Annotated in this window: 15 protein-coding genes; 8 read left to right on the top strand and 7 right to left on the bottom strand. The window is 64.9% G+C overall.

Annotation, left to right across the window (positions count from 1 at the left end):
* Positions 1 to 369, bottom strand: a 369-nt coding sequence (locus ACXJL8_RS17270) for a TetR family transcriptional regulator (protein ID WP_456685290.1), incomplete at its 3' end; no start/stop codon positions are given.
* 332 nt (positions 370 to 701) lie between these two features.
* Here ACXJL8_RS17270 and rpsF point away from each other — a divergent pair.
* From rpsF to rplI, 4 genes are all read left to right on the top strand, one after another.
* Positions 702 to 1,166: a 30S ribosomal protein S6 gene (rpsF, locus tag ACXJL8_RS17275; protein ID WP_456622898.1), complete on the top strand. Its 465-nt coding sequence runs from the start codon at positions 702 to 704 to the stop codon at positions 1,164 to 1,166.
* A 5-nt stretch (positions 1,167 to 1,171) separates the two neighbouring features.
* On the top strand, positions 1,172 to 1,411 hold the full coding sequence (gene rpsR, locus ACXJL8_RS17280; protein ID WP_027583809.1) for a 30S ribosomal protein S18: 240 nt from the start codon (positions 1,172 to 1,174) through the stop codon (positions 1,409 to 1,411).
* 130 nt (positions 1,412 to 1,541) lie between these two features.
* Complete coding sequence (locus tag ACXJL8_RS17285) at positions 1,542 to 2,519, top strand: hypothetical protein (protein WP_456685291.1); 978 nt, start codon at positions 1,542 to 1,544, stop codon at positions 2,517 to 2,519.
* Positions 2,520 to 2,567: 48 nt separating this feature from the next.
* Positions 2,568 to 3,170, top strand: a complete 603-nt coding sequence (gene rplI / locus ACXJL8_RS17290) for a 50S ribosomal protein L9 (protein ID WP_456622900.1) — start codon at positions 2,568 to 2,570, stop codon at positions 3,168 to 3,170.
* A gap of 119 nt (positions 3,171 to 3,289) precedes the next feature.
* Here the strand turns inward: rplI and ACXJL8_RS17295 are convergent, their stop codons facing one another.
* The 3 genes from ACXJL8_RS17295 to ACXJL8_RS17305 all read right to left on the bottom strand — a co-directional run bounded on the left by ACXJL8_RS17295 (position 3,290) and on the right by ACXJL8_RS17305 (position 5,459).
* Positions 3,290 to 3,757, bottom strand: a complete 468-nt coding sequence (locus ACXJL8_RS17295) for a PaaI family thioesterase (protein WP_456622901.1) — start codon at positions 3,755 to 3,757, stop codon at positions 3,290 to 3,292.
* 11 nt (positions 3,758 to 3,768) lie between these two features.
* Entirely contained in the window at positions 3,769 to 4,365 is a 597-nt protein-coding gene (locus ACXJL8_RS17300; RefSeq protein ID WP_456622902.1) for a TetR/AcrR family transcriptional regulator, read from the bottom strand.
* A 104-nt stretch (positions 4,366 to 4,469) separates the two neighbouring features.
* A complete protein-coding gene (locus ACXJL8_RS17305) occupies positions 4,470 to 5,459 on the bottom strand; it encodes a hypothetical protein (protein ID WP_456685292.1) in 990 nt (329 codons plus the stop codon).
* Positions 5,460 to 5,739: 280 nt separating this feature from the next.
* Here ACXJL8_RS17305 and ACXJL8_RS17310 point away from each other — a divergent pair, with 280 nt between their 5' ends.
* The 3 genes from ACXJL8_RS17310 to alr all read left to right on the top strand — a co-directional run bounded on the left by ACXJL8_RS17310 (position 5,740) and on the right by alr (position 10,583).
* Complete coding sequence (locus ACXJL8_RS17310; protein WP_456685293.1) at positions 5,740 to 6,990, top strand: class I SAM-dependent methyltransferase; 1,251 nt, start codon at positions 5,740 to 5,742, stop codon at positions 6,988 to 6,990.
* Positions 6,991 to 7,750: 760 nt separating this feature from the next.
* Complete coding sequence (locus ACXJL8_RS17315; protein WP_456622905.1) at positions 7,751 to 9,259, top strand: replicative DNA helicase; 1,509 nt, start codon at positions 7,751 to 7,753, stop codon at positions 9,257 to 9,259.
* Between the two features lie 46 nt (positions 9,260 to 9,305).
* On the top strand, positions 9,306 to 10,583 hold the full coding sequence (gene alr, locus ACXJL8_RS17320) for an alanine racemase (protein ID WP_456622947.1): 1,278 nt from the start codon (positions 9,306 to 9,308) through the stop codon (positions 10,581 to 10,583).
* A 12-nt stretch (positions 10,584 to 10,595) separates the two neighbouring features.
* Here alr and ACXJL8_RS17325 read toward each other — a convergent pair whose 3' ends face one another.
* Positions 10,596 to 10,814 carry a hypothetical protein gene (locus ACXJL8_RS17325; RefSeq protein WP_456622906.1) on the bottom strand — a complete coding sequence of 73 codons (219 nt, stop codon included), beginning with the start codon at positions 10,812 to 10,814 and terminating at the stop codon, positions 10,596 to 10,598.
* 41 nt (positions 10,815 to 10,855) lie between these two features.
* Between ACXJL8_RS17325 and ACXJL8_RS17330 the strand changes: the two genes are divergently transcribed.
* Positions 10,856 to 11,626: an exodeoxyribonuclease III gene (locus ACXJL8_RS17330; protein WP_456622907.1), complete on the top strand. Its 771-nt coding sequence runs from the start codon at positions 10,856 to 10,858 to the stop codon at positions 11,624 to 11,626.
* 57 nt (positions 11,627 to 11,683) lie between these two features.
* Here ACXJL8_RS17330 and ACXJL8_RS17335 read toward each other — a convergent pair whose 3' ends face one another.
* Both ACXJL8_RS17335 and ACXJL8_RS17340 read right to left on the bottom strand, forming a co-directional pair.
* Positions 11,684 to 12,499 (bottom strand): hypothetical protein, encoded by an 816-nt coding sequence (locus ACXJL8_RS17335; RefSeq protein ID WP_456622908.1) that lies wholly within the window; start codon positions 12,497 to 12,499, stop codon positions 11,684 to 11,686.
* Positions 12,500 to 12,600: 101 nt separating this feature from the next.
* Positions 12,601 to 12,969: a GFA family protein gene (locus tag ACXJL8_RS17340; RefSeq protein ID WP_456622909.1), complete on the bottom strand. Its 369-nt coding sequence runs from the start codon at positions 12,967 to 12,969 to the stop codon at positions 12,601 to 12,603.
* Positions 12,970 to 13,179: the final 210 nt, after the last annotated feature.

Below are 13,179 nucleotides of genomic sequence, written 5' to 3' on the forward strand. Positions count from 1 at the left end.
GAAGAAGGCGACCGAATCGCTCGCCGTCACCGTCTCGGCAAGAGCGTGCGTGTACTCCTGCGGCGAACGCGCCTGCAGCGCCGCCTGCTCGGTCGCGCGCGCCAGGTACAAGAGATCGCGGCAGGCGCATTCGACGAACAGCGCCTCCTTGGTGCGGAAATAATAGGTGATCTGGCTCGGGAACGCGTTGGCGGCGGTCGCGATGTCGGCGATCGAGGCGCCCGACACACCCCGTTCCTTGAACAGAGGGCTGGCGGCGTCCAGCAGCAGCGAACGCATCTTGCGGCCGGCCGAGCGCGTCGCGCGCGCCGCATGCTTGGGGTCCCCTGCCGTCGCCTCAAAAGGCGCCTGAACCGACCTTTTCGCCATCGGGATCCTCCGTCGACTTATTTGTATGATATACAAACAAATAAATCAAGCCGCTTCAGCCTCTGGGGACGCCCGCTCCGGGACCATCCGGGCCGAAACTTGGCCCTGCAACCTTGCCAAGCCGGCCAAAATCCGTATAAGCGCGCCATCCGCAGACCCCGGCCGGGAGCTGAACGGACGGTCTCAGCAAGTCATTCGTGATTTTGATGTGGCAGGGCCAGTCGGCCCGTCGTCCCGTGTTTCCGCCTTCTGAGCTTCATCCCAGAGTCCTTTCCGAAGGTCTCTCAAGGGCTTGACGCCGGGCGATGCGCCAACATGAGGAAAGGACGTCCATGCCTCTTTATGAGCATGTCTTTCTCGCGCGTCAGGACGCGAGCACGCAGCAGGTCGAAGAGCTGACCGCACAGATGACCGGCATTGTCGAAGGTCTCGGCGGCAAGATCACCAAGACCGAGAATTGGGGCGTACGCTCCCTCACCTATCGCATGAACAAGAACCGCAAGGCGCATTTCGTGCTGCTCAACATCGACGCGCCGTCCGCGGCGATCGCCGAGATCGAGCGCCAGGAGCGCATCAGCGAGGACGTGATCCGCTATCTCAGCGTCCGCGTCGAAGAGCTCGAGGAAGGCCCGTCGGCGATGATGCGCAAGGCCGATCGCGACCGTGACGACCGTGGCGGCGGCTTCCGCGGCGAGCGTGAAGGCGGCTTCCGTGGTGACCGCGAAGGCGGCTTCCGCGGCGACCGCGGCCCGCGCCGTCCGCGCGACGAAGCTGAAACCACGACGGATGCGGAGTAAGATCAATGGCTGAAGCTGGTGCACGCCGTCCGTTTTTCCGTCGCCGCAAGAGCTGCCCTTTCACGGGGCCGAATGCGCCGAAGATCGACTACAAGGACTCCAAGCTCTTGATGCGCTACGTCTCCGAGCGCGGCAAGATCGTGCCGAGCCGCATCACCGCGGTGTCGGCAAAGAAGCAGCGTGAGCTCGCCCGCGCCATCAAGCGCGCGCGGTTCCTGGGTCTCTTGCCCTACGTCATTCGCTAACACGACCAATACGATCGGCGGCGAAGCGCCGCCGATCGGCACTTTCTGAATTCATAAGGCTTCCGGGTCGTCCGGTCGCCGATGGTTGGGGTGAAATACCTCTAACCGCTCGAAGGGAGCGGGACAGCTGATGATGGCCTTTGGACTGATAGCCCTGATCGCCGGCACTGCGTCGGCCMTGATGTTCGCCTCGATCGTTTCGGGCGCGCTGATCTCGCTCGTCCTGTTCTATCTCGCACCGCTGCCGCTGATGGTGGCCTCGATCGGCTGGGGACCGCTTTGCGCGAGCCTCGGCGGCATTGCCGCCGCGGTCGGCCTCGGCGCCCTGTTTGGCCTGCCCTACTGCCTTGCCTTCGCCGTCACCGTCGCGCTGCCGGCCTGGTGGCTCGGCCATCTCGTCCTGCTCGGCCGCCAGGTGCCCAGCGCCACGGCTGGCGTCGCCACCGAGCCGCCGGCCGAGCCCGAGGTCGAGTGGTATCCGGTCGGACGCATCCTGCTGTGGATCGCGGGCTTCGCCACGCTGACGACGATCGCCGCGCTGCTCACGCTCGGCACTGACGCCGACAGCATCACCGCCACGCTGCGGCGCGGCCTGATGCGCATCCTCCGCGCCACCGATCCGCAGGCCGCAGGCGAGGCCGACCAGTTCGTCGACGCGCTGGTACGCGTCGCGCCGGCCGCCGCCACCATCGTCGCGATGATGACCCTCACCCTCAATCTCTGGCTCTCGGCCAAGGTGACGGCAACGTCGGGCCGACTGCGCCGTCCCTGGCCGGACATGATGACGGCCGAACTGCCGCCGATGACGCTCGCCGCGCTCTGCGTCACGCTCGCCTTCTGCTTCACCGGCGGGCTGCTTGCCATCGTCGCGCAGATCACGACGGCGGCGCTGATGATGGCCTACGCGCTGACCGGATTTGCCGTGCTGCATACGCTGACGCTCGCGCTGAAGAGCCGCACCTTCTGGCTCGGCTCGACCTACGCCGTCGTCGTCGTGTTCGGCTGGCCGGTCATCGCCGTGGTCATTCTGGGCTTGGCGGATGCCGTGTTTGGCTTCCGCCAGCGTTTTCTTCGCAACCGGCAGCCACCGCCGCTGCCGACCTCTTAAGTCAAACCCCGAAAACTGAAACTCACAGCACTTCAAAGGAGAACGAATATGGAAGTCATTTTGCTGGAACGCGTCAACAAGCTCGGTCAGATGGGCGAAGTCGTGAAGGTTCGCGACGGCTATGCCCGCAATTTCCTGCTCAAGCGCGGCAAGGCGCTGCGCGCCACCGCCGACAACCGCGCCAAGTACGACGGCATGAAGGCCGAGCTGGAGGCCCGCAACCTCCAGACCAAGGGCGAGGCGACCAAGGTCGCCGAGAAGGTCCAGGGCAAGAACATCATCGTGATCCGTCAGGCCTCGGAAGCCGGCCAGCTGTTCGGCTCGGTCACCGTGCGTGACGTCGTCACCGCCTTCGAGGCCGACGGCGTGGCCCTTGAACGCCCGCAGGTGCAGCTCGACGCGCCGATCAAGACCATCGGCAAGCACACCATCACCGTCGCCATTCACCCCGAAGTCGAGGTCGAGGTCACCGTGACGGTTGCGCGCAGCCAGGACGAGGCCGAGCGCATCAACCGCGGCGAGGACATCTCGACCCGCAACGAGGACCGCGACGCGGCCGCCGAAGCGATCGCCGCCGCCGGCGAGTTCTTCGATCCGGAAGCCCAGCACGACGACGAGCCGGCGCCGGCTGCGGAAGAGACCGAGAAGTAAGCAACAACTCGTCATACGCGGGCTTGACCCGCGCATCCATCAAAAGAGTTTCGCTCAAGAAGATGGATTGCCGGGTCAAGCCCGGCAATGACAGTGGAGAGTAGATCAGCCCGACCGCTTCAAGCGGCCGGGCTTTTCGTTTTGGCGGCGACGTCTTCGCTCAGCATCGCGATCGAGGCGAGCGCCGTCGCGGTATGCTTCTCGACACCATCGCTGACGCAGAACACGTCGGCCGCGACAACGGAGACCTGGCGGCCCGGCTTGATCACCCTGGCCCGGCAGATCAGTTTTTCTCCGACCGCCGGCGACAACAGGTTCAGCTTGTACTCCGCCGTCAGCGCCGGCTGGCCGCGCGAGGTGGCGGCCGCGATCGTCGTCGCATTGTCGACCAGGAAGGCGGTGACGCCGCCATGGAAGAAGCCGTGYTGCTGCAACAGCTCCGGCCGGCGCTCCACCGCAATCGTGCAGGTGCCGCGCGTCAGCTCGGACAGCTCGGCACCGACCAAATTCATAAAGCCTTGCCGGCCGACATTGGCGTGGATGCGCTCGGCTAAGGCTGCGAAATCGGGATCTGCTTCGGCTCGCATGAGGCCTCTCCTTATTGTTTGTGAATACGATCGGGCGGCCGCAGCGCGCGGATGGCGCAGGCGATCAGCGTATCGGCCTCACTGCGCGGATCGGCGCGGTCGCGTCCCGAGAGAAAAGCGCGGCAAAACACCTGCGCCGGACCGATCAGCTGGCTCACGAACATCACGGGCATCATCGGCAAAAGCTCGCCGCGCGCAACCAGCGGCCCACGCCAGCGCTCGATGCCTTCGGCAAGCCGCGCATTCTGCGCGCGCTGGGCGTCGCGGACGTCCTCGCTCCATTCGCTGCGCGAGATCTCGAAGAGATAGCGCGCCTCGCGCCGGCTGGTGACGACCCAATCGAGATGGGCGCGGACCAGACGATCGATGCCCTGCTCGGCATCGGGCACGGGATCGAGCGCGGCCAGCATCGCGGCGTGATAGTGCCGCAGCACCTCCAGGAACAGCGCGCCCGCGAGTTCCTTCTTCGAGCCGAAGACATGAAAGAAGCTGCCGTTGGAGGCCCGCGCCCGGGCGCGGATTGCGGCCACCGTCGCACCTTCGAAGCCGACGCGGTCGAACACCGCAAGCCCCGCCGCCAACAGGTCGTCACGCACGCCGGATGACATGGTCGCCTCCTAGAGCCTAACTCTAGAGTGACACTTTAGCGACGGTCAAGACGAGATGGAGGCCGCGACGCGCGCGACCTCCATGGATCGATCAGGATGACTGCTTAGCGCGAGATCGGCGGAGCCGGTGGACCGGACGACTCGGCCGGCGCCGGCGGCGGCGCTGCGGCGGTTGGAGGCGGCGCGGGCTCCTGCGGCTTGGCTGCCGGTTCGGAGCTGCCATTGGTGGCGGGCTCGGCCGACGTGGGAGCCGCGGCTTCGGTCGGCTTGGGCGCGGCCGGTTCGGCCGGTTTTGCGGCGGGGGCCGGTGTCACGGCCGGCACCGGATCCGGCCGCAACGCCGGAGCCTCGCTACCGCTCGGCTCGACCTTGGCGCTCTCCGGCTTGGGCTCGGCAGGCTTCTCGGTCGCCTTGCCGCCGTCGGGCTTGGACTCGTCGCGACCGGAATCGACCTTCGCGCTGTCGCTCTTCGGTTCGGCTTTGGGTTCACCCTTCCTGTCGCCGGCCGCCGGTGCAGCCGCATCCTCGGTCTCCGGCTTGCCGCGCTTGCTCAGCCGCTTGGCCTTGCGGCCCTCGGGCGATTGTTCGACCTGGCCTTCGGGCTTTGCGCCTTCCTTGGCGCCTTCCTCGCTCGGTCGCGCGACGCGCTTCTGACGGCCCTCGGGCGCAGGAGCTGCGCCCTCCCCCTCCGGCTTGGCAGCCTCCTGCGAACGCGAGCGACGGCCCTGATGCTCAGGGGACTGCGCCGGGTTGGTGCTGGCTTCCTTCTCCTTGGCGCCGTCCTTCTTGTCCTTGCCGTCCTTGGCCTGGTAGCGGGTGTCGGTGGCGCCGTTGGAGACGAGATAGGAGGCGAGCACGCCGGCCATGTCGGAGCTCGTCGTATAATGCTGACGCAGGAAACCCGGCAGCGATCCCGGGGCAACCGTTTTCAACAAACCGCGCGGGCTCTTGTGGCAGGCATTGCAGGTTTGCGCGAAAAGCTGGGATGGGGCCTTGCCGGCCTCGAGGTTCGTCGCCTGCGCAAGAACGGTATCGGTCGCGCCGARGCCGATCAGAAGCAATACCGTCGCGAGGCTGAGCGCTCGGCTCGACATTCCCATTATCTCCTTTGAATTCCGCGAATGCAGCCGGCATTCCGGCGCGGCGGGGTCACCTTTTAGCGGATTGAGCCGCGAATGGAAGCAGGCTCCGCGCGCGAGGATGTGATTACGCGTTTTTCGAATATCGGCTTTGATCACAGCGCAATAGCAGGTTCTGAACACGTTGCCTAAATTTACATGCAGGCGCATGGGAACTGCTCAGGTCCCCTCCGCGTCTGATGTGAATGCCGGGTTAGTCGCATCTTTTCGGGTTCGCTCGGGAGGTGAAGCTTCGATGGACCGCTTGTTGCGTAGATACTTGTCGCAATTCATCCGCCACGGCTCGATGACGGTGACGGCCGCAGGTGGGACGAGGTTCACCGTTGGCGATGGCGCAGGCCCGCCGGTAGAAGTCCGCTTCGTGACCGCGGACGCACAGCGCAAGGTTCTCATCAATCCCGAGCTCGGGCTTGGCGAGGCCTATATGGACGGCGAGTTCGTCGTCGAACATGGCACCATTGCTGATGCCCTCGCGGTCCTGCTCGATCAACCCGACCTATTGCCGCAGTGGGCAAAACCCTGGTGGCACCTGCGCTATCTCACGCGGCACCTGAAGCAGTTCAATCCGCGCTCGCGCTCCCGCAGCAATGTCGCACACCACTACGATCTCAACGCAAGGCTCTATTCGCTCTTCCTCGATGCCGACAAGCAATACAGCTGCGCCTATTTCGAGACGCCCGAAGCCACGCTCGATGACGCCCAACTCGCCAAGAAGCGGCACATCGCCGCAAAGCTGCTGGTCAAAGGCGGCCAGCGGGTGCTCGACATCGGCTCGGGCTGGGGCGGGCTCGGACTATATCTCGCCGAGATCGCTGGCGCCGATGTCACCGGCGTCACGTTGTCGACCGAGCAGCTGCAGATCGCCAATGCGCGCGCGGCCGAAAAGGGCCTGAAAGGGTCGGCGAAATTCCTGCTCCAGGACTATCGCGACATCGATGGGCCGTTCGACCGCATCGTCTCGGTCGGCATGTTCGAGCATCTTGGGGTCCGCTTCTACGACACCTTCTTCCAGCGCTGTGCCGAGCTCCTGAGTGACGATGGCGTCATGCTGCTGCACTCGATCGGCCGTTCGCAGGGCCCGGACTCGACCAATCCGTGGATTGCGAAATACATCTTCCCCGGCGGCTACATCCCCGCCCTGTCAGAGGTGCTGCCGGCGATCGAGCGCGCCGGCCTGCTGGTCTGCGACATCGAGATCCTACGCCTGCACTATGCCGAGACGCTGAAGGCCTGGCGGGAGCGCTTCATGGCGCGGCGCGAGGAGGCCGTACAGCTCTACGACGAGCGCTTCGCGCGGATGTGGGAATTCTATCTGGCGGCCTGCGAGATGACGTTCCGCAAGCAGCACATGATGAACTTCCAGATCCAGCTGACCAAACGTCAGGGCGTGGTGCCGATGGTCCGCGACTACATGGCGCAGGAGGAAGCCCGGCTCCGGGCCCTCGAAGGTGGCGCCGAGCCCAGGCTGAAGCTGGCTGGTGAATAAGTCCTAATGGCGCAGGGTCGACATCCGCGAAAGCCGCGAAGAGGCCGTTAACGCCAGTTGCGTCCGCAGTTCCGCCAGAATTTCGGGTGCAACCGGCAGGCGCCGCACGTCGGGCCGCGCAGCCTGTTCCATGGCGGCGATCAGCCCCGACAGCCAAAGCCGGCTGCCTGCCTCGCTTCGCCAATTCTGGGGCTGCCGTTCTGGCCGCATCGGTTGCCTCGTCTCCCCGTTTGGCAGGGCTGGGGGACAATCCCCTTCCCGCCTCCCTGTTCCGGCCATACCCCCGAAAGAATCCGGGGAGATGTGATCTGCYTCACATAAGTCTCGTCGGCCCTGCCTTAGACCGTCGCCATGAGCAAAGAGACCCGAACCTCATTCGACCTGCAGGACGACCTCCGCACCGATTATGCGCTGATCGCCACCGGCGTCGGCGCGGCCCTGGTTGCGCTGGTCTACCTCCTGCTGGTCTGAACCCGAGCCAAAGCGGCCAGCGCGCCCGATTGCGCGCGCCTGTGGGTAGGTCGGCACGCCGACACATAAGGTTCACCCCATCCGGATTTTCCCGTGGCTGCGACGGCCGGCACAAGGTCCCGGCGAATTCCGCGAAAATCCGTCAAGCGCCGGGCATGCTGCGGCTGCTAATCATCCACCATTTTAACAGAGCGGTTGATAGCGACGAGCTTTCGCTTCCGCTTCCGCCGCAGTCGGCGCTTTATCGCCGCCCCGCATCCGCCCAAAAAGTTGTTAAGCACGTCTGACCATGGCCCTGACTGATTCGAACGTTCTCAAGCTCGCGCCCGATGCAGGAACTCCGGCTTACCGGAGCGCGCCGCACAATATCGAGGCGGAACAAAGCCTTTTGGGCGCGATCCTGGTCAACAACGATGCCTTTTACCGCGTCTCCGACTTCCTGGAGGCGAAGCACTTCTTCGAGCCGCTGCACCAGACGATTTTCGAGACCGCCAGCAGCCTGATCCGGATGGGCAAGATCGCCACGCCCGTCACGCTGAAGACGTTCCTGCCCGCCGACACCGACGTCGGCGGCATGACCATTGGGCAATATCTGGCGCGGCTGGCGGCCGAAGCGACCACCATCATCAACGCCCAGGACTATGGCCGCACCGTCTACGACCTGTCGTTGCGGCGCGACCTGATCGGCATCGGCGAGGACATGGTCAATGTCGCCTATGACGCCCCGGTCGATTTCCAGCCACGCGCGCAGATCGAGGACGCCGAGCGAAAGCTTTACGAACTCGCCGAATCCGGGCGCTATGACGGTGGCTTCCAAAAATTCTCGCAAGCGTTGGCGGTTGCGGTCGACCTCGCGGCCAAGGCATTCCAGCGCGACGGAAAGCTGTCCGGCATCTCGACGGGCCTGCGCGACCTCGACACCAAGATGGGCGGCCTGCAGCCCTCCGACCTCATCATCGTCGCGGGTCGTCCAGGCATGGGCAAGACCTCGCTTGCGACCAACATCGCCTACAATGTCGCCCAGGCTTACGTCGGCGAACTCCAGGCCGACGGCACCATGAAGGCCGCCAATGGCGGCGTCATTGGCTTCTTCTCCTGCGAAATGTCGGCCGACCAGCTCGCAACACGTATCGTGGCGGAGCGCACCGGCATTCCCTCCTCCCACATCCGCCGCGGCGGCATCTCGGAAGGGGATTTCGAGAAGATCCGCGAGGTTTCGATCGAACTGCAGTCGCTGCCTTTCTATGTCGACGCCACCGGCGGCCTGTCGATCGCGCAGCTGATGGCGCGCGCGCGCCGGCTGAAGCGCCAGAAGGGCCTCGACCTCCTCGTGATCGACTACATCCAGCTGTTGTCGGGCTCGGGCAAGCGGAGCGAAAACCGCGTCCAGGAAATCACGGAGATCACGACCAGCCTGAAAGCGCTAGCCAAGGAGCTCAACGTCCCTGTGATCGCGCTGTCGCAGCTCTCGCGTCAGGTGGAATCGCGCGACGACAAGCGGCCGCAGCTCTCCGACTTGCGTGAATCGGGCTCGATCGAGCAGGACGCCGACGTCGTGCTGTTCGTTTACCGCGAGGAATATTACCTCGCCATGAAGGAGCCGCGCCCGGGTACGCCTGAACACGAGAAGTGGCAGCTTGACATGAGTCTTGCGCACGGAAAGGCCGAAGTCATCATCGGCAAGCAGCGCCACGGCCCGACCGGCACCGTCGATCTGGCCTTTGAAGCCTCGGTCACGCGGTTCGGCGACCTCGCGTCCGACGCTCAATTGCCGGATCGTAGCGGCAACGACTACTGAGTTCCTTGAACCGCGCCGGTCTCTTGCGTAAAACGGCGCCATGACAATGGCGTCCGACCCGAAAATGATCCCGCAAACCGGCCTTCTCTCCGCGGAGGCCAATCAGGCTGCCGCGCTCGCAACCTTCGGCGGCGTGCTCACCGTCGATCTCGACGCTATCATCGCCAATTGGCGCAAGCTCGAGAAGACGGCGGTGCCTGCGGAATGCTCGGCGGTGATCAAGGCCAACGCCTATGGCTGCGGCACCGAGCAGGTCGCACGCGCCCTGAACAAGGCCGGCTGCAGGACCTTCTTCGTCGCCACCATCGAGGAGGCGCGCGCCGCGCGCACGGCGGCGCCGGAGGCCGCGATCTACGTGCTCGGCGGCTACTTCCAGAACACCGGTGAGCACTACGCCAGGATCAACTGCCGGCCGGTGATCGGTGATCTCAACGAGCTCGCCGAATGGGACGTGTTCTGCCGTCGCACCGGCTGGACGGGGGGTGCGGCGATCCACATCGACACCGGCATGAACCGGCTTGGGCTGACGCTTTCGGAAGCGCAGGCCATCATCCCCCGCATCAATGCGGGCGATCACGGCATCACGCTGGTGATGAGCCACCTGGTCTCGGCCGAGCAGCTCAACAGTCCCGTCAACGCCAAGCAGCTCGCGGCCTTCCGCGGCATCGCCAGCGAATTCTCCGGCGTGCCGGCGGCGCTCGCCAATTCATCCGGCATCTTCCTGGGCGCGCCCTTCCAGTTCGATCTGGTGCGGCCGGGTGCGGCGCTCTACGGCGTCAATCCGACACCGGAAGCCGACAATCCGATGCAGCCGGTGGTGGACCTGAAGGCGCGCATCGTGCAGACCCGCAACATCGAGCGCGGCGAGAGCGTCGGCTATGGCGGCACCTGGACGGCGCGACGGCCGACCAAGCTCGCGATCGTCGCGGTCGGCTATGCCGACGGCTATTTCCGTGCCGCCAGCTCCAATGACGGCACCCGCGGCGCCGAGGTGATCGTGGCGGGCAAGCGCTGCCCGGTCGCGGGCCGCGTCTCCATGGACCTGATCGCGATCGACATCACCGATCTGCCCCCGAACGCGGCGCGGCGCGGCCACATGGTGACGCTGCTCGGCGACGGCATCACCGTCGACGAGCTCGCGCATCACTTCGGCACCATCGGCTATGAGGTGCTGACCAGCCTCGGCCGCCGCTACGCCCGCGTCTACAAGGGCGGCAATGTGGTGGAGCCGCTGGAGCCGCCGGCTCCCGAAAAAGCGGCCGCGCAGCCGCCCTCCCCGCCACCGGTCGAGCAGCCGGCGAGCCCGCCGCCGCTGCCGGGCTGAGCTGCCAGCTGCTTACTTCTTTTTCCTGCTGTCCAGCGCCGTCTTGCAGGTCGCGCTGAGCTGGTCGCGCTTGCCGTTCAGGCAGGCGAGGATGCCGCCGCCCGGCGCCAGGCCGGCGCAGAATTTATCATAGTCCGCCTTGCACGCGCCGCGCGGATCGGCCGATTGTGCCGGAGCCGCTCCGGAGAACGCGGCAACGACGACGATAGCGGCAAAGTTCAACTTGGACATTGTATCTCCGGTGTCGGAAGGCGAGGAGCCGGTAGCTCTACATGAAGATTGCGACATTCAACATCAACAACATCAACCGCCGCCTGCCCAATCTGCTGGCATGGATGCGCACGGCAAAGCCTGACGTCGTCGCGCTCCAGGAATTGAAGGCAAGTGATGGCGAATTTCCGGCCGCCGCGATCGAGAAAGTCGGCTACGGCGCAGTCTGGCGTGGACAAAAGACCTGGAACGGCGTCGCCATCCTCGCCCGCAACGCCGAGCCGGTGCTGACGCGCGATCGTTTGCCGGGAAAACCTGATGATCTCGAGGCGCGCTACATCGAGGCCGCAGTGCGCGGTGTCATCGTGACCAGCATCTATCTGCCGAACGGCAACCCGCAACCGGGACCGAAGTTCGACTACAAGCTCGACTGGTTCGCGCGGCTGAAGCGCCACGCCCGGACTTTCATCAAGCAGGATCTGCCTGTCGTGCTCGCCGGCGACTACAACGTCGCGCCGACGGAGATCGACATCTATCCGACACGCTCATGGGACAAGGATGCACTGATCCAGCCGAACAGCCGCGCGGCGTTCGCCTCGCTCGTCGGGCAAGGCTGGTGCGACGCGATCCGTGAGCTAAACCCAGACAAGCGCATCTACACCTTCTGGGATTACAAGCGAAACCGCTGGCCGCGCGATGCAGGCCTGCGGCTCGATCATCTCCTGCTCAGCCCTGCCCTGGTCTCGCGCCTGGCCAAGGCCGGCGTCGACAAGACCATCCGCGGCCAGGACGGCGCCAGCGATCACGCGCCGGCGTGGGTGGTCCTGAAATAGCGATGATCTCGTAGGGTGGGTTACGCTGCGCTAATCCACCCTACGGCCGACGCCAGATCAGCGCCCGTAATAGTCCTGCACGGTGTCCCATGCCGCCTTTTGCAGCAGCTGCGTCGTCTCCGTATCCAGTCCCATCGTGTAGGAATTGCCGACCGGCGAACGTCCTGTCAGCGCAGCGAGTGTCACGCAAGTTGCCAGATACGTGCCGGCAGGACTCGGGTGTCGCTTGTCCGGCGCATAGAGATTGAGCTCCGGCTGGAGCTTGCGGACGCGCGCAAACGCGAGGCCCGCAGGGATCACCAGCGCATCATTGGCGTTGCCGGCCAGCGTATAGGCCTCGGCCAATCCTTCCGTCATTTCCGGCTTGTCCGCATAGGCCCAGGACATGAACAGCACCGGGCGCATGTCGTGGGCACGGACAATCTCGCCGTCCTTCTTCGCGAACGTCGCGAACGCATCCTTCAATTGCGGATGGATCGGACACTGGCTGCAATCCATCATCACGACCACGTCGAACTGCTTGCCGGGCTTGTTGAAGACAACGTTGTTCTGCTCGTCGAACGAATAGGCCCCGATTCCGCCCGCCCGCAGCAGATTGTCCATGTCGTGCCAGTCGAGCCCGGAGCCGCCGATCGTGGCCATGGTATTGCGATACGCCGCCTTGTTGGCGGCATCCGCTGCCCGCTCCATGAAGGAGAGATGCCCGGGCATGCCGTTGTTGTAATAGAAGAAGCTGTTGCCGACGAACAGCGCGGCCTTGGGAAAGTCCGGTCCGAGCGTCGTGACCTTCGGCTTGGTCTGCGCCTGCGCATTGAAGCAGGCCGCACCGGCCACAACGACCGCGAGCATCACTCGCGCCAGAAGACGCATCATTGGCTTCCTCCCCTTATTCTCTCTGGGGCTGGAAACAGATCAGCTTTCCCCGACCGCCTCAAGAGGACGGACGTGCACCAGCTATGCGTGCGACTGTGTGCTCACCACAAATTCTTGCCGTCGATCACGTTGACCGGCACCGCGTCGAGGTCGAATTCGTCGAATAGCCGCGCGTTGACCCCGACCTTGGGATTGTCGAAGTCGGGCTTGCCAGTCGACCAGTCCGGCGACTCCGAGTAGGTGCCGCAACCGCAGCTCGCACAGAAATGATGTTTGACGGTGCGGCTGCCCCATAGATAGGTCGCGACGCTTTCCGGTGGCGACAGCAGGCGAAACTGCGCCGGCTTGTAATAGGCCCACAACGCGCCGCGCTTGGCGCAAAGCGAACAGGTGCAGCGCGTCACGTTCGAAGGCGCCTCCGTCACCTCGAATACCGTTTCACCGCAGTGGCAGCTTCCCTCGACCGGCATGACCCCGCTCCCTCAAAAAACGTCAGGAGATGGTCGTAGCCGACCCCTGCTGCCAACATGCTGTCAGCAGCCTCTGCCCATCAAGGAACTCGGTTCGCGGACAACCGCTTGGCGTTCGCGGCAACGTGCTCGCGATAGCGCTGGATGATTGCGGCCGGGGTTGCGCCGGCAAGCAGGCTTGCGGTCGCCTCGAAGGCCGCAGCGATCTTC

This window comes from Bradyrhizobium sp. P5_C11_2, from assembly GCF_054049755.1.

Coding starts and splice junctions, on each gene's coding strand:
- ACXJL8_RS17300 (WP_456622902.1), bottom strand. CDS start 4,365: ATGTCATCCGGCGTGCGTGACGACCTGTTGGCGGCGGGGCTTGCGGTG.
- rplI (WP_456622900.1), top strand. CDS start 2,568: ATGGAAGTCATTTTGCTGGAACGCGTCAACAAGCTCGGTCAGATGGGC.
- ACXJL8_RS17325 (WP_456622906.1), bottom strand. CDS start 10,814: ATGTCCAAGTTGAACTTTGCCGCTATCGTCGTCGTTGCCGCGTTCTCC.
- rpsR (WP_027583809.1), top strand. CDS start 1,172: ATGGCTGAAGCTGGTGCACGCCGTCCGTTTTTCCGTCGCCGCAAGAGC.
- ACXJL8_RS17315 (WP_456622905.1), top strand. CDS start 7,751: ATGGCCCTGACTGATTCGAACGTTCTCAAGCTCGCGCCCGATGCAGGA.
- ACXJL8_RS17335 (WP_456622908.1), bottom strand. CDS start 12,499: ATGATGCGTCTTCTGGCGCGAGTGATGCTCGCGGTCGTTGTGGCCGGT.
- ACXJL8_RS17340 (WP_456622909.1), bottom strand. CDS start 12,969: ATGCCGGTCGAGGGAAGCTGCCACTGCGGTGAAACGGTATTCGAGGTG.
- alr (WP_456622947.1), top strand. CDS start 9,306: ATGGCGTCCGACCCGAAAATGATCCCGCAAACCGGCCTTCTCTCCGCG.
- ACXJL8_RS17330 (WP_456622907.1), top strand. CDS start 10,856: ATGAAGATTGCGACATTCAACATCAACAACATCAACCGCCGCCTGCCC.
- rpsF (WP_456622898.1), top strand. CDS start 702: ATGCCTCTTTATGAGCATGTCTTTCTCGCGCGTCAGGACGCGAGCACG.
- ACXJL8_RS17310 (WP_456685293.1), top strand. CDS start 5,740: ATGGACCGCTTGTTGCGTAGATACTTGTCGCAATTCATCCGCCACGGC.